Source organism: Bradyrhizobium arachidis (genome assembly GCF_015291705.1).
In the GTDB taxonomy this organism is placed as follows: domain Bacteria; phylum Pseudomonadota; class Alphaproteobacteria; order Rhizobiales; family Xanthobacteraceae; genus Bradyrhizobium; species Bradyrhizobium arachidis.
The window spans coordinates 8,663,844-8,684,318 of record NZ_CP030050.1; the positions used below are offsets into that span (position 1 = coordinate 8,663,844).

The following is a 20,475-nucleotide window of genomic DNA, read 5'->3' on the forward strand; positions in this document are numbered from 1 at the left end:
CCCGGACGCGGCTCAAAGCCGCTCGTGCTTCAGCCTCTCCACCAGCAGATCGACGAAGAGATGCGTCTTGGCCGGCGGTATCGCGCTCGGAGGGAACACGGCGCGCACGGGCGTTCGCGCGGCCTCGAACGCCTCCAGCACGATTTCGAGCGCGCCCTGATCGACGAGATCGCGGATCTGCCAGAACGGGCCATATCCGACACCGAGGCCATGACGGGCGGCCGCATGCGCAGCCGTCATATTGTCGGTGTGAAAGCGGCCGTTCACCTGCACGATCGCCGCGCTGCCGTCGATCTGAAACCGCCATGCATCCGCTTCGCCGCGATTGATCTTGCGCAGGATGCATTGATGCCTGGCGAGATCGTTCGGATGATGCGGGCGGCCATGGCGCGCAAAATAATCGGGCGCGCCGTAGACGACCGTGCGCAGCTCGCCCAGCCGCCGGGTCTTCAGCGAGGAGTCCGGCAATTCCCTGATCCGCACGGCGAGATCAAAGCCATCGCCGACGACATCGACAGGCCGGTCGGACATGTTGACGTCGACTTCGATCTGCGGGAAGCGCGCCATGAACTCGGCGATCACGGGCACCACATGGGTCGATCCGAACAGGACCGGTGCTGCGACCTTGAGCAGTCCCGACGGCTCGACGCGCCGGTTCGCGGCTTCGAGCCGCGCTTCGGTGATTTCCGCAAAGGCCGGCTTGACGCGGCGATAGAACGCCAGACCCGCTTCGGTCGCCACCGATTGCCGCGTGGTTCGCCGAACCAGTTCCACACCGACACTGCGTTCCAGCGCGGCGAGTACGCGGTTCACCGATTGCAACGACCGACCCAATTGCCGCGCGGCGGCCGTCTGGCTTCCCGCCTCGATGACCGCCAGGAAGACCTCGATCTCCTCCATCGAATGCGCTCCTCTCTCGAACTCTCGGGAATGTATGTTCGCGGCGGCGCGTTTGCCGCCTGATCCGGGAGAGCAGATCAAGGGCCGGGCGGCGTCAGGGTTCCGGCAGGAGCCCCTTGCTCGTTAGATCTTCAATTGCTTGATCTTGCGATAGAGCGTGGCGCGGCTGAGTTTGAGCGCGCGCGCTGCTTCAGTGACGCGGCCACCGTGCTGCCGCAGGGCCTCGACGATGGTGGCGCGCTCGGCCACTTCGAGAGCAGGCTCCGCGGTCCTTCCACCGAACGGCGGCAGATCGAGATCGGCATCCGTGATGATGCCGTCCTCCGCCGTGCAGCCCGCAAGCCGTAGCACGTGGCGGAGCTGACGCATGTTGCCGGGGTAGGAATACGCTGTGAGCAACAACCAGGCTTCGTCCGACAGGCGGCAATTCGGCGCTTCCTCGCGCGCGATCTGGCGAATGATGTCGTCCCGGTCGGCGCGCTCGCGTAAGGCCGGCAGCCGCACCTCCATGCCGCGCAGGCGGAAATAGAGATCGGGACGGAAGGCGCCCTCCTCAGCCATGCGGCCGAGATCGCGATGGGTGGCGCTGATCAGGCGGATGTCGACCGGCACCGGCCTGCGCGCGCCGAGCGGCCAGACCTCGCGATTCTCCAACACGCGCAGCAGGCGCGTCTGCAGCGCAATCGGCATGTCGCCGATCTCGTCGAGGAACAGCGTGCCGCCGTCGGCTTGCACGATCAGGCCCCTCGACCCCTCGCGCCGCGCGCCGGTGAAGGCTCCGGCCTCGTAGCCGAACAGCTCGGCGTCGATCAGGCTCTCCGGCATCGCCGCGCAGTTCAGCGCAACGTAATTGTTGCGCGCGCGGTTGCTGGCGGCGTGAATCGCGCGTGCGAACACGTCCTTGCCGACGCCGGTCTCGCCATACAGCAGCACCGGCAGATTGTGATCGCCGATGCTCCTCAAGCGCTTGACGCTCTTGACGAGGCCTGGATCCCGGCCGGCAAGCCGGTGCAGCGCGTCGAAGCGATCCGCGGGCGCATCGCGGCGCGGAACGGGCGACCTTGTACGCAGCGGCGGCGCGATATGGCCCTGGCCCAATGCACGGCCGTCGGCGCGGCTCAGCTCGACGACCTCGTCCGCGCTCCGCGCGGCGTGATGATCGAACTTGATGTAGCGCGACAGATCGATGCCGGAGGCGATCATGCCATCGGTGAGGCCGAGCAGCGCACGCGCCGAGCGGCAGGCGCCGACGACGCGGCGGTCGTCGTCATAGGCGATGAGACCGCTGCCGCCATCACCCGGCACGGTCGCGATCCAGGCGTTGCGGAAATGACCGCGGAAGATCGCGCCCTCCATCCGCCGCGTCGCCTCCATCGTCACCGCCAGCGCCAGCTGATGCGCGGCGCGCTCGAGGTCCTCGCGGCAGGAGGTGATGTTGATGGCGCCGGCGAGACGGCCGGCCTGATCGAACAGCGGCGCCACCGCGCAGGAGAACATGTGCCATTGCGCACGGAAATGTTCGTCGCGATGCACCAGGATCGGCTTCTGCTCCGCTAGCGCGGTGCCGAGCCCGTTGGTGCCCTCGAACGTCTCGGCGAAGTTCGAACCGGTGTAGATCTTCCAATCCAGGAACATCTTGGCGTCGGCCTCGCCGGGCAGGCGGCTGAACAGCATGGTCGCGTTCGCGTCAGCGAGGTTGACGCAGTAGCCGGCGTCGCGCAGCACGCGGGCGAGATCGTCGAGCTCGGGCGTCGCGAGCCTGATCACCTCTTCCATGGGTTCTGCGACGTGACGGATCTCTGCCTCGGTCAGCGTCTGCGGCGGGCCCTGGCGGGCGGGATCGAGCTTGTGGCTGATCAGACAGCGCCGCCAGGAATTGGCGATGCGCGAGGAGGCATCGACGTCGGCCACATGATTGGCGACGGACAGAACACGGGCGACATGGTTCGAGGCCGACAGGCTGGCCATCGCGGACGTCTCCACCCTGTATTATTGTGCAAAGTCTGGCAGCACGGGCGGGGATGTCAATCGGGAACCGGGAACAGCAGCACGGCGCGCTGTCTCCAGTTGCCATTCCGGGGCGATGCGAAGCATCGAACCCGGAATCTCGAGATTCTCAGGTGCGCAATTGCGCACCGGAGTTCGGCTCTGCGAGCCGCCCCGGAATGACCCCGCATTGCAATTGCTGCACCGCGCTCACCACGTGTCGATGCAGGGCCGCTTCTTCTCCGTCCTCGCCGGCGGCTTCGGCACGGAGCGTAAGCCGGCCATGATCCAGCGCCGCGTCTCCGCGGGGTCGATGACGTTGTCGATCTCGAACACCGAGGCGATCGAGACCGCCTTGCCGTTGGCATAGAGCTCGGCGACCTTGTTCCGATAATAGGTCTCGCGCTCCTCGGGGTCGGCGATCGCCTCCATCTCCTTTCGGAAGCCGAGGCGGACATAGCCTTCGAGGCCCATGCCGCCGAACTCGCCGGTCGGCCAAGCCGCGGTGAAGAAGGAGGCGTGGAAGCCGCCGCCGATCATCGACTGCGCCCCTAAGCCATAGCCCTTGCGCAGAACGATGCCGAACAAGGGCACGGTGAGGCTCGCGCCGGTCACGAACATGCGCGAGACGTGACGGACGATCGCGGTCTTCTCGGCCTTGGGCCCGACCATGAATCCGGGCGTGTCGCAGAGCGACACGATCGGCAGGTCGAAGGCATCGCAGAGCTGGAGGAAGCGGGCGGCCTTGTCGCCGGCATCGGCATCGATGGCGCCACCGAGATGGCGCGGATTGTTGGCGATCAGGCCGAACGGCTTGCCTTCGATGCGGATCAGGGCGGTGATCATGCCGACGCCGTAGTCGCGGCGCAGCTCCAGCACGGAATCTTTGTCGGCGACGAGATCGATCACGTTGCGGATGTCGTAGACGCGCAGGCGGTTCTCAGGAATCGCGCGACGGAGCAGGCGCTGGTCGGCGGCTTCCCAGTCCTGCACCGCACCCTGGAAATAGGACAGATACTTTTGCGCAACCCGCGTCGCCTCCTCCTCGTCCTCGACCAGGATGTCGATGACGCCGTTCGGCGACTGGAATGAAACCGGGCCGACCTCGGCCGGGTGATAGACACCGAGCCCGCCGCCCTCGATCATCGCCGGGCCGCCCATGCCAATTGACGCATTCTTGGTAGCGATGATGACATCGCAGCAGCCGAGCATCGCCGCGTTGCCGGCGAAGCAATAGCCGGAGACGACGCCGATGACGGGCACAAGGCCGGAGAGCCTTGCAAACTGCACGAAGGACGGGCCGTCGAGGCCGGTCATGCCGAGCCGGTCGGTGTCGCCGGGCCGACCACCGCCGCCTTCCGCGTAAAACACCAGCGGCACGCGCCAGTCTTCCGCCAGCGTCAGCATGCGGTCGATCTTCTTGTGGTTCATGTGGCCCTGCGTGCCCGCAAGCACGGTGTAGTCATAGGCCACGACGATACAGCGCGCACCGTCGGGTCCGAACTTCTCGGCATTCACCGTGGCAACGCCCATCACGAGGCCGTCCGCCGGCGTGTTCTTGATGAGATCGTCGAGCTTGCGACGGCGGCGCTGGGCGGCGATCGCAAGGCTGCCATATTCCATGAACGAGCCTTCGTCCACGAGCTGGGCAACATTCTCGCGCGCGGTGCGCTGGTTGGTGTTGCGGCGGCGCTCGACCGAGGCCGGGCGGTTGGCATCGAGCGTGTTGGCCTGGCGCGCGATCAGCTCGGCGAGGTCAGGACGGATGTGGTCGAGATCGATGTCGGCTTCCGCCGCCGTGCTGTCAGCCGCGACGTCGAGCGGCTCCAGATACATGATCGGTTCGCCATGCATCAGCGTGACGCCGTCGCCGGCGACGAGTTTTGTCACCCGACCGCCCTGTTCGGCCATGACCAGATGCTCCATCTTCATGGACTCGATCACGGCGAGCTGCTGACCGGGCCGCACGATCTCGCCTTCTTTCACCTGGACGGTGACGATGGTGCCCTGCAAGGGCGCTGCGACCATCACCGCGCCTTCGGGCACGACTTGCGCGATATGCGCTTCCACGCCGTGATCGCCGCGCTCCGTCGCCGCGAAGTAGAGCGGCTTGGCCGCCCCGTCCGCTGCCTCGACCAGCTTCGCAACGTTGCGATCGATGAAGTCGGTCGCGATGCGGTTGGTCCTGAAATCGGGATGCGCCAGCACCGCCTGGAGGAAGGCGATGTTGGTGACGACGCCGTCGATCCGGAACTCGCGCAGGGTGCGCGAGGCTTTGGCCACCACGTCATGCCAAGCCTCGCCCGGCGTATGCACGATGACTTTTGCAAGCAGCGAGTCGAAGGCAGCGCTGGTCTTGTAGCCGGCATAGCCAAAGCTATCGACGCGCACACCGGGCCCAGACGGCGGCTCGAACACCGCGAGCACGCCGCCGGTCGGATGCGTCGCGCCGGTCTCGTCCAGCGTCTCCATGTTGACGCGCAGCTGCATCGCATAGCCGCGCGGCTTCGGGATCGCGCCCTGCGCAAGGCCGAGCGAGGCGAGCGTGCTGCCCGCCGCGACCGCGAGCTGGGACCGGACGAGATCGAGGCCGAGCACCTCTTCCGTCACGGTGTGCTCGACCTGGAGACGTGGATTGGCTTCGATGAAGGCAAAGCTGTCCTCGGCCGTGCCGTCGACCAGGAACTCGAACGTGCCGAGATTGTCATACGAGGCCGCAGCCGCAAGCTGCTTCGCCGCCTCGATGATGCGGCCGCGCAAGCCGTCGCTCAGCGAGGGGCTCGGCGCCACCTCGATCAGCTTCTGGTGCCGGCGCTGGATGGTGCATTCGCGCTCCCAGAGATGGGAGATCGCGCCGTGACGGTCACCGATGATCTGCACCTCGATATGGCGCGCCTGACGGATCAGCCGCTCCGCATAGACACCGTCGAAGCCGAACGCCGCCTTGGCCTCGGACTGGCAACGCGCATAGGCTTCCGCGAGATCAGCAGCCTTCTCCACCACGCGCATGCCGCGACCACCGCCGCCGGCCATCGCCTTGATCACGATCGCCGCGCCCTTGCCGAGCAATTCGAAGAATGCCGTGATCTCCTCCAGCGACGACGGGCCGCTGGTGCCTGCGATGATCGGCACGCCGCAGCGTTTTGCCAGTTGCCGGGCCGCGACCTTGTCGCCGAAAAGCTCCAGCGCCGCCGGCTTGGGTCCGACAAAGGCAATGCCTGCGTCAGCGCAGGCCTTGGCGAACGCCGCGTTCTCGCTGAGGAAGCCGTAGCCGGGATGAACAGCATCGCAGCCGGCGCTCTTCGCCGCCTTCACCACGGCTTCGATGTCGAGATAGGCTCGCGCGCCGCGGCCGGGAATTTCGACCGCCTCGTCGGCGAGGCGCACATGCAGCGACAGCGCATCGTCTGCGGGGTGGATCGCAACCGTTGCGATGCCGGCATCGGCCGCGGCACGCGCAATGCGGATGGCGATCTCGCCGCGGTTGGCGATCAGGAGTTTCTTGAACGACATGCGGCGTCTCCATGCCCGCGCGGGCTGCGGGTCGGCAGGTTCGATGATCCTGCTTCTTCACTTTAGCCGCAGCCGTCAAGGGCGGGAAAGCCGGTCGCGATGACCGGTCCCGCGGGCCGGAATATCAATGGCCCGCATGCGCCGCGACGCGGCGAATTATCCGCGCGGCGGCAGAGCTATTGGCGCTGTATCAAGCCGCGCGTACGCCCGCCACGAAGGTGCTGACCTCGTTCTCCAGCGATTGCAGCTTTTGGGTCAGCCGGCCGCTCGATTGCAGCACGAGGCCCGCGGCCTGGCCGGTCTCCGCCGTCGCATCGGTGACGCCGGAGATGTTTTGCGAGACCTGGTCGGTGCCGGAGGCCGCCTCCTGCACGCTGTGGGCAATTGCTTGCGTCGCGGCGCCCTGCTCCTCGACCGCGGCTGCGATCGAGGAGGAGATCTCGTTGACCTCCATGATGGTCTTGCGGATACTGTCGATGTTACCGACGACCTGATTGGTCTCGGCTTGGATTGCGGTGATCTGCGCGCCGATCTCGTCGGTCGCCTTCGCGGTCTGGCTCGCCAGCGACTTCACTTCGCTCGCGACCACGGCAAATCCCTTGCCAGCCTCGCCTGCGCGCGCGGCCTCGATGGTGGCGTTGAGCGCGAGCAGATTGGTCTGCGAGGCGATCTGGTTGATGAGGTCGATGACCTCGCCGATCTTGTGCGCGGCGGCGGCGAGCCCCTGCACGGTGTCGTTGGTGCGCTGGCCGTCGGCGGCGGCCTTGTCGGCGACGCTCGCCGCCTGGGCGACGCGCTGGCTGATCTCGGTGATCGAGGACGACAGCTGGCCGGCGGCGGAGGCCACCGTCTGCACGTTGCTGGAGGCCTGCTGGCAGGCGGTGGCGACGAAGCTCGCGCGATCGGTGGCTTTGTTCGCGGTTTCCGACATGCCTTGCGCGGCCTGCTGCATCGCGCGCGCCTCGTTGAAGACATCGCGGACCACGGCCTGCACGCTCGCCTCGAACTTGCCGGCGAGATCGGCCATGGTCTTGCGCTTCTCGTCGTCGGCCCGTTGCTTCGCTTCCTGCTGCTCGGTATGCATCCGGCCCACCGCCGACGCATTGTCCTTGAACACGGCAAGCGCCTTGGCGAGCCCGCCGACCTCGTCGCGGCGCTCGGTGTAGGGCACATCGAACGCGCTGTCGCCGGCCGCGAGACGCTCGGTCAGCGCGGTGATCTTTGCCAGCGGCTTGGTGACGCTGCGGCCGATCACGAAGGAGGCGCCCAGCACGAGCACGAGCACCGCAAGGCACACCAGCGCGAAGGTCATCGCGTCCTGGCGGAACACGGCGTCGACGTCGTCGAGATAGATGCCGGTGCCAATGATCCAGCCCCAGGGCGCAAAGCCCTTCACATAAGAGATTTTTCCGACCGGCTGGTCGAAGCCGGGCTTGGGCCAGAGATAGCCATAGAAGCCGGCGCCCTGTTTCTTGACAACATCAACGAAGCCGACGAACAGCGCGTTGCCGGCGGGGTCCTTCATTGCGGAGAGATCCTTGCCGTCGAGCTCGGGCTTGATCGGGTGCATGACCATCCTGGGGGTCATGTCGTTGATCCAGAAATACTCGACCTTGTCGTAGCGCAGGCTCTTGATCTCGGCCATTGCGCCGGCCTGAGCCTGCTCGCGCGAGAGCTTTCCGTCGCTCTCGAGCTTCTGGTAATGCGCGAGGATCCCGTAGCCGACATCCACCATGTGCTGCGTCTTGGCCTGGCGGTCGGCGATCATCTGGCTGCGCAGGGTCGACAGCGCGATCGGCGCCAGCGCGATCATGCCGAGGAGGCTGATGCCGACAATCAGGACCAGCTTGAAACTGATGCGGGAGAAAATCATCGGTGCTCGCGTGAATGAAAGGGCTGATATGCCATTTTATCCTGCCTCCCTTAGCAAAGCTTTAAGCATTCCGGCTCCCGTCGGCGGCATCCGAGATGCAAGCTCTTCCAATCTAGAACATTTCGATATCGCCCCTCCACGCGTTGACTTGCAGACCGCCCTGACCGAACCATCGCCACAGATCGTCAGCGCGTATTACGGCATGCGTGCATGCCAAGGGCCGGAGGCTCAATGCATCAATCGACATATCGCAGGTCGCTCGACCTTCCCGCGCTGTGCGCGGCGGAGCGGCTCTTCATCTGGGGATTTCGGGCAAAAGCGCGCAGCGGCAGCGCCGTTCCGACCGCGGCCGACATCCAGCAAGTGTACGACCATTTCCGCGTCGGCGATGCCGTGCCCTCTCTGGAGGCCATCATCGAGATCTTTGCCTGCACCGCGCATACGGCGATCGAGGTGCACTGCCCCACTTGTCCGCGCATGAGCGAAAGCGAGCACGGAATTCTGCACGCCATCGCCGCCGTGCAGCAGGAACGCATCGACGTCGCGCGCGAGCAGTTCGAATCCTGGCTGCCGCCGGTGGGGGCGGATTGGGCGCTCGCGCCCGTACGGGGGCTTGCGACGATCTTCCACATGGCCGGTCTGATCCTGCCCGATCGACATGTCCAATCCTTCGACCATGATCGGACGATGGCGATGAAGACCTGGCTGGTCGGAAGCCCCACGCTACATTGACGAGATCGTTCATGATGCAGGATGCGTGCGGCACCGTGCCGATCCCAGAGGCCGGCCAGTCGCCGCGCTGTCCGCTTCAGGCTGTGCTTTCGACATCGCGAAACGTCGAAAGCTACGATCAGTTTTCCCGCGTCGCGTTGTCGCTGTTCCGCTTCATCGGCGCGGCCTATGCGACCGGCGCGTCCGATTGCTGGGAGGCGGCCTATCGCTATGCCGACGAGGCGCCTGACATCGCCGACAGTCCGCTGCTGGTGGCGCGGGCGGCCGCGCTGGTCAGGATCCTGCGCAGCGGCCGGCCCTGCGAATTGTGCTTCATGCCGCCGTCGTGCCGGCGCCTCTCGCAAGACGAGGCGGAGTTGATGCGGCTGCTGGCGGTTGCGCGAGGCAAGCAGCCTGGCGAGCTCGAGATCATCATGTGCCAGTTCGTGCCATCAGGGACAGAGGCCGCCGCAACGCGCGCGGTCAATGCGCTCGCCCTGTGCTGATGCTTTGACGGGTTCTATTCGCCAGCAGAGCCATCTTGCGCTATCAACATCGCCATGGAGACGCAGAGCTCGATGCCCTCCATGAAACCTCCAGACGATCCCAGCGCGACTACCGCTGGGGTCGTCGCTCTCGTGTTTATCGCCTAGCCGCTCTTCTTGCCGAGCACGAGATCGATCGTGTGGACGGCAATCTTGCGCAGCTGCGGCTCGTCATCGAAGGCGCGTTCGAGCACGGCAAGGCCCCGCGTTACCGTGACGATGTGCAGCGCTGCGGCCGCGGGGTTGCCGCTGAATTCGCCCCGCTCCGCCCCCGCCGCCAACGTGTCCTGCACCAGAGCGGTGATACGCGACACGAGGCTCGCAAAGACCTGACGCGCATCTTCATCCAGTCCTTCGCCCTCGGCCGCGCCGAGCTCCATCAAGCCGCGCGTGGTCGGACATCCGCGTGGCGGCGAACCCGAGCGGAAGTTGGTGATGGTCAGGTCGAAGAACGCGGTGAGGCGCTTTCTTAGAGTACCGGTGCCGAGCGACTTTTGCAGGGCGAGGAGGTAATCGCCCGCGTAACGTTCATATGCCTGCAGGAACAGCGCTTCCTTGCTGCCGAAAGCATTGTAGAGGCTGCCGCGCTGAACGCCGGCATCGCGCGCGATGTCCGACAGCGAGGTGCCGCGCACGCCCTTGCGCCAGAACTGGTCGAACGCGATGCGCAGGACGTCGTCGTGATCGAATTCGCGTGGCCTCAAATCCTGCTCCTCTTGCCCGCAATAGTATTTGACACGGTGTTAATAACATGGTTTCTCGACATCGTGTCAAAAACCCATTGGGATTGATAGCCCGCTTCGTCAACGGGCCGGACGGCGGGCGCTTGCATGCATCCTGGCCGATCGGCCCCGCATGCAAAGGGACCAGCTGATGCCTCTCCTCCACATCTCGATGCGCGCCGGAAAGCCGGACGCCTACCGGCAGGCGATCCTCGACGGCCTCTATCGCGCCATGCGCGAGGCGCTGAACGTGCCCGATGGCGACGAGTTCATGACCATCAGCGAGCTTTCGCCTGCAAACTTCCGTTGCGGCAACGCCTACGGCGTCAGGCGCAGCGACGATGCCGTGCTGATCCAGATCACCGTGTTCGCCGCGCGTACTCCTGAGCAGAAGAAGGCGCTGTACCGAAGCATCGCGGAGCTGCTCGGCGAAAACCCCGGCATCCGCCCCGAGGACGTGTTCGTCAACGTGCTGGATGCCCCCGCGGAGAATTGGTCGGTCGGGAACGGCATCGCGCAATTTGCGTGAGGCTGCGACAGCTTCAGCTCGCAACGCACGTCTCCATGATCCCGTCGAGCTCAGCCTTCGAGAGCACGCCGAGCTCGGCGATGAAGACGATCCGCGCGCGCGGCACGGCTTCCGCCGGAGCTTCGCCCGGCGCGAGCGTGGCGCGGCCGCCGGCGAACTGAAACACCATCATGCGGCCGGGCTGCTCGATCGTCTCGAACAGGCCCTTTGCGCGCGCAAGCTTTGGCGCGAGCCGGCCGATCGCCTGCTGCAAGCGCGGCAGCGAGAGCGGCTGCTCGGAGGTCCAGCTCAGCGTCTCGAAGCGCTCCTCTGCCAGGCGTTTCGGCCCTGGATCGCGCGGCGCGGACGCGCGATCCACACTCGCGGGAAACAGCAACGCGGACGGAATCTCCCCGCGCCTGGCATCGACCACCACGGCGGGGACGCGCTGCGTGCGGATGGCCTCGCGCATTCGCGCGCCCGCGCCTTCATCCGCCAGATCCAGCTTGCTCAGCGCCACGATATCGGCGACGCGCAACTGTGAGCGCTGAAGGGCGTCGTCGAGCGCAGCCGACGGCGTCGCGGCGTCCATCACGCAGAGCACGGTCTCCAGCGGCGCCTCGCGCAGGATCACCGGGTCCATCAGGTTGCGCACGACGTCGCCGGGGTCGGCGACGCCGCTGGTCTCGATGACGATGTAGTCGGGCTTTGGATCGCGCCGCAGCAGCGTGGAGAGCGTACGGAGCAGATCGCCTTCGAGCGAGCAGCAGATGCAGCCATTGGCAAGACTGACCACGCCGTCGCTCGCGCCTGCGATCAGCTCCGCATCGATGTTGATCGCACCGAAATCGTTGACCACGGCGGCAATCCGCCGCCCCTCCGCATTCGCCAGCAGATGGTTGACGACAGTGGTCTTGCCCGCCCCCAGAAAGCCCGTCACCAGGAGAATGGGGACCGGCATGGGTCAGCCCTCGCCGACGGGGCGGCGCACGGGCTTTCCGGGCCGCGCCGCGACATCGAGCACGCCGTCGCTGATCAGCACCTGGCCGCTGACGATCAGATGCCGCACGCCTTCCGACGGACGGTTCATTGCCGTGAAGGTCGCGCGGTCCGAGAGCTTCTCGTAATCGAACACCACGATATCGGCATCGGCGTCCTTCGCAAGCCTGCCCTTGGCGCGCATTGCGGGCGTGCTTTGCGACAGGATCTCCGCCGGGATCAGCGCGCATTTGCGCACACCTTCGAGCAGCGACACGGTCTTGCGCTCGCGCACCCATTCGCGGATGAATTTCGTGAAGCAGCCGGCCGAGCGCGGATGCGAGGTGGCATCGTCGGGCAGCGGCCAGGCATCGCCGGTATAGGTCTTGCCATCCGACGTCGTCCACGGCATCGCATCCGACGCGATCGCGCCACCGGGATACAGCACCGACATGTCGAGCAGGTCGCGGTGATGCGCATTGTTCTCGGTGTCGAGGATGTGCCAGAGCACCAGCGAGGACGGCTCCTCGGCCTGCGCCTTCAGGAGCTCTTCGCGATCATGGAAGCGATAGCCATCGGTCACGCGCTGCACCGAGTCATAGCCGGTGCCGTTGCGCTCGACGAATTGCGGATCGCTGAAGAAGGCGGCGGCCAGCACGGTCGAGCCGGTACCGTAGGGGTAGGCCTCGACCGTGATGGGCAGGCCCTGCGCCTGCGCCTTCTCGACCAGCACGCGGCAGCGCTCGATGTCGGTCTTGCTGGACGAGTTGAAATGGCAGATGTGCATGTGCGCACCGGTGGCGCCGGCATAGCCGATCAGGCGGATATAGGCCTCCGCCGCGCTTTCAGGGTCAATGCGCGACATGTAGGCGACGTGGGTGAAGGTCGGCACGTCCTGCTTGGCGGCGAGTTGGCAGACCGCGGTCAGCTCCTGCACGCCGGCGCCCGGCGCATAGGCGTTCAAAATGCCGATGCCGATGCCGCCTTCGTTGAGGCCGCGCGAAAGACGCTCGAGGATGCCGGCGACCTCGGCATCGGTTGCAACATTGTCCATCCAGCGGCGGTCGCGCATCGCGTTGCCAAATGCCTCCAGCGAGCTCTCGGCATTGGAGCCCGTCATCGCGCCGATGCGCGCAAAGGCCCAGTTGGTGGCGGCGCCATAGTTCAGCACACGGCCCTTCCGCGCCTGGCGCTCGTACCAGGACCCGACCGGCAGCACGCCGGCCTCCAGATCAAGCGTCGTCGTCACGCCGTCGAACGCCTGCATACGATCTGCCGGGATCGACTGGCCATGGGCGTGCAGATCGATGAAGCCGGGCGCGACCACGAGGCCGGTCGCGTCGATCACCCGCTCGGCACCGCCGAGGTCAGTACCGACCGCGGCGATCTTGCCGTCCACCACCGCTACATCGCCAATGGCATCCATCCCGCTCGCGGGATCCACCACCCGGCCGCCAGAGATCACCAAACCACTCATTCAAAACTCCTCTGCACTGAAATCGCATCAAGGCAGATTCCGGGAACAACGACCACCCTCGCTGATGCCGATGCATCATGCTCGGATGGGAGATCATTTGGCAGGCAGGTGGGGTCTCGACATCGCCCTCGTCCTGAGGGCGGCGGGCGAAGCTGATCCCGTCGCGAACCGGTGATACCCCCTACAAGTACGAAGCCTACCGGCTGTGGGTCCGCAAGCAGCAGACCAAAGGGTCCGTTCAGCGCCCCTCGACCACGACGCTGCTTATCGGCCCGGTGCATCCTTCACCTGAAAAGTCGCCGTCGTTTGGCTGACCGTACCGGATGGTCAGTTCGCCGTGCGGACAATTGAAATCCCAAATATCTTGAAACCAGTCGCCGTCATACCAGTATCCGCGCCCTTTGAATTCGACACGATCTCCGCGAGCAATGCGATCCCACTGGTCCTTGCTAACTTCTAGCTCGACCATCACCTCGCCATTGCCCCAAGTCGCAGCAAACACTTTGTAGGATGCCTGGGACATATGATGTGATGCCCTGGTTAGGTCGAGATGCCCGGATTGATCGATTGTCGCCTTTGTGCCTCGGCCTCAACCCAGACCGCGCTGAGTTGGGGCCGTCTTTTGAGACGAGGCGGTGCGTCATGTTCGAAACGCCCGTTCTAAGTTCCGACGCAGCGATGCAAACGCGGGTGCCAAGTCGATCCAGATCAAATGTTGGCGTCGCGACGCAGAGATGAAGACGCGGGTGCAGTGTCGCTCCTTCAGCGCAGGTCGGCGCAGTGACGCAGAGATTGAGCCGTGGATGCATAGTGTATCCGGCCGGGCATGTTGCAGTGACCGGCGCGGCGTGGGCGCCGAACGTGACCAACGATGTCAGCGCGACAGCAGCCAGAGAAACGCATTGGGATGATCCCGGCATTCGCTGGCTCCTTTTTGATTAAAGTTCGCCTGAAGGCCGCTAGGTCTCGCGCCTCCAAGGCTGCTCCATCGCCGGAAATAAAACTTTGGGGTGATATGGATCAACGTCTGCGCCGCCAGCCGTTCCGTGACCAGTCGTGGGCTTCAAGGTCGGCCGACCTGATTATTTGAAGTCCCGCCGTTGGGCGCGATCAGAACAAAAGTGATCGCGAAGCGTTTATGTCGCGCAACGCAAACCGGAGGTTGTCATGATCAAGAAGGCGTTTTTCGCTCTCAGTGTCGCAGCGGTGCTTGCTCTGGTGCCTAGTGCAGCGTCCGCCCAACGCGGCTTTCATGGAGGATGGCACGGCGGCGGTTGGCATGGCGGCGGTTGGGGAGGCGGTTGGCGCGGCGGCGGTTGGCGCGGCGGCGGTTGGGGAGCACCAGCTGTGGGCATAGGTCTCGGCCTTGGGCTCGCCAGCGCGGCAGCTTGGGGACCCGGCTGGGGGTGGGGAGGACCTGCTTGGGGACCCGGCTGGGGAGCGCCGGGTTGGAGTTACGCAGCGTATGGCGGTTGCACGCGATGGCGTCGCGTCTGGACTGGCTGGGGTTGGAGGCTCAGGCCAGTGAACGTGTGTTGGTGAGAACTCGCTATTCGAGCAGGTCTTGGCCCGGAGACAGCAGCCGGACATAGGTTCCGCTCTCGTGCATTTCGAGCCAGCCCTGCTCGATGGCGTACTTGATGCCCGCGCCGAACTCCGGGCCGCTGGCCTTGAGCGTGAAGAGGAACGGCGCGTTGATTTTCTCGATGTGGATGCGGCCGTCTTGGACCGGCGGAATCCTTTGGTGGGCTGGGATGGCTGACACATACGACAAATCCGAATTTCGGTAAAATGGAATATTTTTGGCGTGGCGACTTGACGGCGGATCTGGCTGTTTTGCCCGACAGGCAACTTGGTCCGATGTCAGACTGATCTTGCGCTCGCGCGGAGGCCATCACCATGCAACCGACCGCGAAGCCGCTCCGCCGTCTTCTCGCCCCCATTGTCATTCAGGGAGACAGGCGGGGCGGCTTACGGTGGGCAAAGTTCCCTGGGGTTCCGTGTGATCGTCCGACGCCTTCTGCAACGCGACTCTCATATTTCTGTTTCGCGCCGCGCTCTGCTCGGCGGGCTTGTGTCTGCCGGCAGTGCGCTCGCCCTCGGCGGATGCGCCGGTCTCGGTGCGACCGGCGCGCGTTTCGACGCATCATCCCTCTCCGTTGACCCCACCTTGCTTGTCACCACCACGCGCAAGCCCGTCAACGGCGGCCGCACCAAACCCTGGTTTGGGCCGGAGCGCGCGACGAGCATGACGGTCGCGCGGGCAAAGCTGGTGGCGCCGGACGAGAGCCGTCTGTCGCTTGCCTCGGTCGGACTTGGCGATTGGCGCCTTGATCGGATCGAACCAGTGTCGGCCGCCGCGGGCGATCTCGCTGCGCAGACCGGCGGAGGGGACGTGCTGATCTATGTGCACGGCTTCAAGCAGACATTCGAGACGGCGGTGCTGGATGCCGCCCATCTCTCCGATGGGATCAAGTTCCGCGGACGGACCATGGCATTCTCCTGGCCCTCCAAGGCAGGACTGTTCGACTATGCCTATGACCGCGACAGCGCGATGTGGTCTCGCGACGATTTCGAGCGCGTGCTCTCTGCGCTCGTGTCGGCTCCAGGCAGCGGCCGCGTGCATATCGTTGCGCACAGCATGGGAACCATGCTGACTCTCGAGAGCCTGCGTCAGCTCTATGCGCGGTACGGCGACACTGTGACGGGCAAGATCGGCGCGGTCGTGTTTGCCGCGCCCGATATCGACATGGACGTGTTCTCATCGGCGATCCACCGCATCGGTCCGCTCGCCGGCAAGATCACCGTGATCGCCGCGACGAACGATCGCGCACTCGCGCTGTCGGGCCAAATCGCAGGCGGAATGACCAGGGTCGGCGCCGCCGAGAAGGATGTGATTCAGCGGCTCGGCGTGCGCGTGGTCGATGCGTCCCAGGAAGGCTGGGGCATCATCAACCACGATCTGTTTCTGTCGAATGCGGAAGTGCAGCGGGTGATCCGCCGCTCGATCGACGGAACGACCGCATAGGAGAGCGCCCGCGCCGAGCCATGCGCAAAGCTTGCTCCCGCGCACGCTCGCTGCGGCTCCAAGGGGAAATGAATTGCAGCTTGCGGATGGAAGACCTATGTTGGGTCTCTAGTCAGGCAGCCGCTCATCGTATGGCGAGAATCTGCAGGGTCGACCTCACGGTGGATGGTTTCCATTCAGCATCGGAGGTGATGCCATGGCCATTGCTCCCACGCTCCAGAAATACCTAGCCGCTGAGAACATCCAGTACGAGGTGATTCCACACGAACTCAGCATGACGTCCGCTCGAACGGCCGAGGCATGCCATATCTCGGGCGACCGCCTCGCCAAGGGCATCGTGTTGCGGCGCGACGGCGGATACATGCTGGCCATCTTGCCCGCATCGCATCATCTCCGCCTGTCGGACCTGAGGACAAGCCTCGGCGACAATGTCCATATGGCCGATGAAACCGAGATCAATCGGCTGTTCAGCGACTGTACTCGCGGTGCAGTTCCTGCCGTCGGCAAATGCTACGGACTGGATATCATCGTCGACGACAGCATCGGGGCGCAGCCGGACATCTATATGGAAGCCGGCGATCATGAGACGCTGCTTCATATGGGTCACGCGCAGTTTGCGCGCCTGACGGCCAACGCACCGCACGGGCGCTTCAGCGCGCATGACTGAGGATTTTGTACACCGCCCATTGCCCTTGCGATCCTGGGCGGGAACTCTGGCCGCGAGCTCGCCGTCATACTGTTCAACAGGGTGGCGGCGAGAGCGTCTGCGCCTGTCTGGTCGGAGTTCGGAAGATGGGGGTGCCGCTGCATTTCATTAACGCACTCGAAACCCACGAACGGAGGCTCGCCATGAAAGTCAAAGACGTGATGCACAAGGGTGTCGACTGGGTCAGCCCCGACACCCCAATCACCGAGCTTGCCAAACTGATGCGGGCGCATGACATCGGCTGCATTCCGATCGGCGAGGACGACAAGCTGGTCGGAATGGTGACCGATCGCGATATCGTCTGCAAAGGGCTCGCGAGCCACAGCTTCGATGCCGGCCGCGCGACGGCGCGTGACGTGATGACCGAGGGCATCCATTGCTGCCGCGAGGACGATGACCTCGCCAAGGCGATGCATCATATGGAGAAGCTGCAGGTCCGCAGACTGCCGGTGATCAACAAGAGCAAGCGGATGGTCGGCATCATCAGCCTGGGCGACGTCGGCCATTCCACCTCGGGTGACATGCTCACCGAGACCGTCAGGAGCGTTTCGGCGCATCACTGAACTTGCGGCCAGGACTTACGGCCAAGGCTCCTCTCGCGATCGCCGTTCGAACGGGCGTTGAGGGGAGCCCGAGCCATGCGCTCATCATGCAACCATCGCGCGGCTCAGAAGCGACGGCGCGATGTGGCTTATTTTGCGCCGGAGTGAATGCAAAGCGGGTTCGCTCGATCACTCCAGCTGCGGCGACGCTTCGGCGCGCAACCTACGACCGAGCGCCGTCGCGCGGCCGGGAAGGAACGCCGTCGAATGGTATCGCAGAAAGTCGAGGAATATCGCAGGCTTGGCGCTCCCTAGGGGAATCGAACCCCTGTTTCAGCCTTGAGAGGGCCGCGTCCTAACCGCTAGACGAAGGGAGCGTGAGGGCTAGCCAATAGCCTCGAAATTTGTTCGCCGCAAGGACCCGAACCGCCCTTTTACGGCTCATTGGCAAATTTCAGCTTTCCGGCGGGCTTCAGGGTGTGGGCGTCGAAGGTGCGGATCTCGGTCACTCCGCCGATATCGAGCGTGACCACCAGCCGGTCGCCGGCGACGCCGGTTGCGACGATTTTGGCGCCCTTGGGCAGGGTGGCAATGACGTCGCCGGCGGTCTCAACCGCCCTTCCCTCCGACTTGAAAAGGCGGTAGCCCACCGCGATCAGGACGGCGCAGATCGCCAGCGCCGTGGTCAACCCCGCGATCAGCATCATCCGCCGCACCCGCGCGAACAGCGCGGCCTGCTCGGGGGTCGGTTCGGGAACAGCGGTATCAGACGTCGTCATGGAAAGCTCGGGGTCAGCGCAAAGGTTGGAGGTCGTGGTCGAAGGCTCCGAGGGCTCGCCCCGGCTCGACCGCGTGCTGGCGGCGCGTCTGCCGGAGCTGTCGCGATCGAGGCTCAAAACCCTGATCCTGGCGGGCGCGGTGAGCCTGAAGGCCGCCGCCATCCGGGACCCCGCTTATCACGTCACATCCGGCGATACGATCATAATCGACGTGCCGGAAGCGGCGCCCGCAGAGCCCAAGGGCGAGGAGATCGCCCTCGATATCGTGTTCGAGGACGACGACATCATCGTCATCAACAAGCCCAAGGGCCTCGTCGTGCACCCCGCAGCCGGCCATGAGACCGGCACGCTGGTGAACGCGCTGATCGCCCATTGCGGCGCTTCGCTGTCGGGCATCGGCGGGGTGCGCCGGCCCGGCATCGTCCATCGGCTCGACAAGGACACGACGGGGCTGATGGTGGTCGCCAAGAACGACATGGCGCATGCCTCGCTGTCGGCGCAGTTCGCTGATCACGGCCGCACCGGCGAGATGCGGCGCGGCTATATGGCCTTCGCCTGGGGGCTTCCCGGCCGGCATCGCGGCACGGTGGACGCGCCGATCGACCGCCATCCGCATGCGCGCGAGAAGATGGCGGTGCGCCAGGGCGGCCGCGAGGCCGTGACGCATTGGGAGATCATCGAGAGCTTTGCCGGGCGCGACGGCAAGGGCGTCGCCGCCCTGCTCGCCTGCGAGCTCGAGACCGGCCGCACCCACCAGATCCGCGTCCACCTCGCCCATATCGGCCATCCCCTGATGGGCGATGCCGTCTATGGCCCGCATTTCAAGACTAAGGCGAACCAGCTCGGCCCCGAGTCGCAGGCAGCTTTGGCTGCCCTTGGACGGCAGGCCCTGCATGCCTATCTGCTGGTATTGGAGCACCCCAGGACGGGAGAATTACTCCACTGGGAGGCGGCTCTGCCGGAGGATTTGCTTCTCCTTCAGAGCGTGCTGAAAGCGGCGCTATGACGCAGGCGGTTTCAGAAAAGCGTTACCTTACAAAAAGTTATAGCTGCCACACGGGGACGTGACGTCAGCAATCCTTCCCTTTTCGACCCCCCATGGGGTATATTGCCCCTGCGTTGAAATTCACCAACGCGGAACATCGCAGCCCGGCCGGCTTTGACACAGCGGTCGTCTGCCTGGCCCGCCGCTATCGGGGGCCTGAACCTTTGGAGGGCGCACTATGGCCCGTACCGCTGCTTTGCCGATTCTCAATGGAGAATCCGGCCTTTCTCGCTACCTCGCCGAGATCCGCAAGTTCCCGATGCTGGAGCCCCAGCAGGAATACATGCTCGCCAAGCGTTGGCGTGAGCATGACGATCGCGACGCGGCGCACCAACTCGTCACCAGCCACCTCCGGCTCGTCGCCAAGATCGCCATGGGCTATCGCGGCTACGGCCTGCCGATCTCCGAGGTCGTCTCGGAAGGCAATGTCGGCCTGATGCAGGCGGTGAAGCGTTTCGAACCCGAGAAGGGGTTCCGTCTCGCCACCTACGCGATGTGGTGGATCAAGGCGTCGATTCAAGAGTACATCCTGCGTTCCTGGTCGCTCGTGAAGATGGGCACCACCGCGAACCAGAAGAAGCTGTTCTTCAACCTGCGCAAGGCGAAGAGCAAGATCAACGCGCTGGACGAAGGCGATCTCCGCCCCGACCAGGTCGCGACCATTGCCAAGCGCCTCGGCGTGACGGACCAGGACGTGATCGACATGAACCGCCGCCTCGGTGGCGACGCCTCGCTCAACGCCCCGATCCGCGACGACGGCGAAGCCGGCGAATGGCAGGACTGGCTGGTGGACAATACGCCCAACCAGGAAGCCATGATGGCGGAGCACGAGGAGTATGATCACCGCCGTGACGCCCTGAACGGCGCCATGGGCGTGCTCAACCCGCGCGAACGCCGCATCTTCGAGGCCCGCCGCCTCGCCGATGAGCCGATGACGCTGGAAGATCTTGCCGCCGAGTTCGGCGTGTCGCGCGAGCGCGTCCGCCAGATCGAGGTCCGCGCCTTCGAGAAGGTGCAGTCCGCGGTCAAGGGCACGATCGCAAGGCAGGAACAGGCTGCGCTGGAAGCCGCGCTGTAAAGCGAGGTTTTAGCGCCTACGAATTGGCGGATCGAGAACACGAAAAAGCCGGCGGCAACGCCGGCTTTTTTGTTTGGGGCAACC

General features: G+C 65.0%; 18 protein-coding genes and 1 tRNA gene. 8 read left to right on the top strand and 11 right to left on the bottom strand.

Annotated elements, in window-relative coordinates:
• Window positions 1-12 precede the first annotated feature (12 nt).
• The 4 genes from WN72_RS40855 to WN72_RS40870 form a co-directional block, all read right to left on the bottom strand.
• A complete protein-coding gene (locus tag WN72_RS40855) occupies window positions 13-900 on the bottom strand; it encodes a LysR family transcriptional regulator (RefSeq protein ID WP_027563795.1) in 888 nt (295 codons plus the stop codon).
• A 123-nt stretch (window positions 901-1,023) separates the two neighbouring features.
• Window positions 1,024-2,868, bottom strand: a complete 1,845-nt coding sequence (locus tag WN72_RS40860) for a sigma-54-dependent Fis family transcriptional regulator (RefSeq protein ID WP_167380752.1) — start codon at window positions 2,866-2,868, stop codon at window positions 1,024-1,026.
• Window positions 2,869-3,096: 228 nt separating this feature from the next.
• Window positions 3,097-6,399: an acetyl-CoA carboxylase family protein gene (locus WN72_RS40865; RefSeq protein ID WP_092215065.1), complete on the bottom strand. Its 3,303-nt coding sequence runs from the start codon at window positions 6,397-6,399 to the stop codon at window positions 3,097-3,099.
• Window positions 6,400-6,589: 190 nt separating this feature from the next.
• Window positions 6,590-8,272: a methyl-accepting chemotaxis protein gene (locus WN72_RS40870; RefSeq protein ID WP_027563792.1), complete on the bottom strand. Its 1,683-nt coding sequence runs from the start codon at window positions 8,270-8,272 to the stop codon at window positions 6,590-6,592.
• 231 nt (window positions 8,273-8,503) lie between these two features.
• Here WN72_RS40870 and WN72_RS40875 point away from each other — a divergent pair, with 231 nt between their 5' ends.
• Both WN72_RS40875 and WN72_RS40880 read left to right on the top strand, forming a co-directional pair.
• Window positions 8,504-9,004, top strand: a complete 501-nt coding sequence (locus WN72_RS40875) for a hypothetical protein (protein WP_092215067.1) — start codon at window positions 8,504-8,506, stop codon at window positions 9,002-9,004.
• Between the two features lie 11 nt (window positions 9,005-9,015).
• Complete coding sequence (locus WN72_RS40880; protein WP_092215069.1) at window positions 9,016-9,489, top strand: hypothetical protein; 474 nt, start codon at window positions 9,016-9,018, stop codon at window positions 9,487-9,489.
• 143 nt (window positions 9,490-9,632) lie between these two features.
• Here WN72_RS40880 and WN72_RS40885 read toward each other — a convergent pair whose 3' ends face one another.
• Complete coding sequence (locus WN72_RS40885; protein ID WP_092215071.1) at window positions 9,633-10,232, bottom strand: TetR/AcrR family transcriptional regulator; 600 nt, start codon at window positions 10,230-10,232, stop codon at window positions 9,633-9,635.
• A 169-nt stretch (window positions 10,233-10,401) separates the two neighbouring features.
• On the opposite strand from WN72_RS40885, the gene WN72_RS40890 reads away from it, so the two are divergent.
• Window positions 10,402-10,779 carry a tautomerase family protein gene (locus WN72_RS40890; protein WP_092215379.1) on the top strand — a complete coding sequence of 126 codons (378 nt, stop codon included), beginning with the start codon at window positions 10,402-10,404 and terminating at the stop codon, window positions 10,777-10,779.
• 13 nt (window positions 10,780-10,792) lie between these two features.
• Here the strand turns inward: WN72_RS40890 and WN72_RS40895 are convergent, their stop codons facing one another.
• The 4 genes from WN72_RS40895 to WN72_RS40910 all read right to left on the bottom strand — a co-directional run bounded on the left by WN72_RS40895 (window position 10,793) and on the right by WN72_RS40910 (window position 14,978).
• A complete protein-coding gene (locus WN72_RS40895; protein ID WP_092215073.1) occupies window positions 10,793-11,719 on the bottom strand; it encodes a CobW family GTP-binding protein in 927 nt (308 codons plus the stop codon).
• A 3-nt stretch (window positions 11,720-11,722) separates the two neighbouring features.
• Entirely contained in the window at window positions 11,723-13,213 is a 1,491-nt protein-coding gene (locus WN72_RS40900) for an amidohydrolase family protein (protein ID WP_092215075.1), read from the bottom strand.
• A 238-nt stretch (window positions 13,214-13,451) separates the two neighbouring features.
• Entirely contained in the window at window positions 13,452-13,736 is a 285-nt protein-coding gene (locus WN72_RS40905; protein WP_027563786.1) for a hypothetical protein, read from the bottom strand.
• 1,026 nt (window positions 13,737-14,762) lie between these two features.
• A complete protein-coding gene (locus WN72_RS40910; RefSeq protein ID WP_416207767.1) occupies window positions 14,763-14,978 on the bottom strand; it encodes a hypothetical protein in 216 nt (71 codons plus the stop codon).
• A 237-nt stretch (window positions 14,979-15,215) separates the two neighbouring features.
• On the opposite strand from WN72_RS40910, the gene WN72_RS40915 reads away from it, so the two are divergent.
• The 3 genes from WN72_RS40915 to WN72_RS40925 all read left to right on the top strand — a co-directional run bounded on the left by WN72_RS40915 (window position 15,216) and on the right by WN72_RS40925 (window position 17,510).
• Window positions 15,216-16,241, top strand: a complete 1,026-nt coding sequence (locus tag WN72_RS40915) for an alpha/beta hydrolase (protein ID WP_027563784.1) — start codon at window positions 15,216-15,218, stop codon at window positions 16,239-16,241.
• Between the two features lie 196 nt (window positions 16,242-16,437).
• The gene (locus tag WN72_RS40920) at window positions 16,438-16,908 is read left to right on the top strand and encodes an aminoacyl-tRNA deacylase (RefSeq protein ID WP_092215118.1); all 471 of its coding nucleotides are present in this window, start codon (window positions 16,438-16,440) and stop codon (window positions 16,906-16,908) included.
• 182 nt (window positions 16,909-17,090) lie between these two features.
• On the top strand, window positions 17,091-17,510 hold the full coding sequence (locus WN72_RS40925; RefSeq protein WP_027563782.1) for a CBS domain-containing protein: 420 nt from the start codon (window positions 17,091-17,093) through the stop codon (window positions 17,508-17,510).
• Between the two features lie 281 nt (window positions 17,511-17,791).
• Here WN72_RS40925 and WN72_RS40930 read toward each other — a convergent pair.
• Window positions 17,792-17,866, bottom strand: a tRNA-Glu gene (locus WN72_RS40930).
• A 57-nt stretch (window positions 17,867-17,923) separates the two neighbouring features.
• Entirely contained in the window at window positions 17,924-18,268 is a 345-nt protein-coding gene (locus tag WN72_RS40935) for a hypothetical protein (protein WP_027563781.1), read from the bottom strand.
• Between WN72_RS40935 and WN72_RS40940 the strand changes: the two genes are divergently transcribed.
• Window positions 18,267-19,274: an RluA family pseudouridine synthase gene (locus WN72_RS40940; RefSeq protein ID WP_092215119.1), complete on the top strand. Its 1,008-nt coding sequence runs from the start codon at window positions 18,267-18,269 to the stop codon at window positions 19,272-19,274. The genes WN72_RS40935 and WN72_RS40940 overlap by 2 nt on opposite strands.
• A 217-nt stretch (window positions 19,275-19,491) precedes the next feature.
• A complete protein-coding gene (gene rpoH / locus WN72_RS40945; RefSeq protein ID WP_027563779.1) occupies window positions 19,492-20,391 on the top strand; it encodes an RNA polymerase sigma factor RpoH in 900 nt (299 codons plus the stop codon).
• Window positions 20,392-20,475 lie beyond the last annotated feature (84 nt).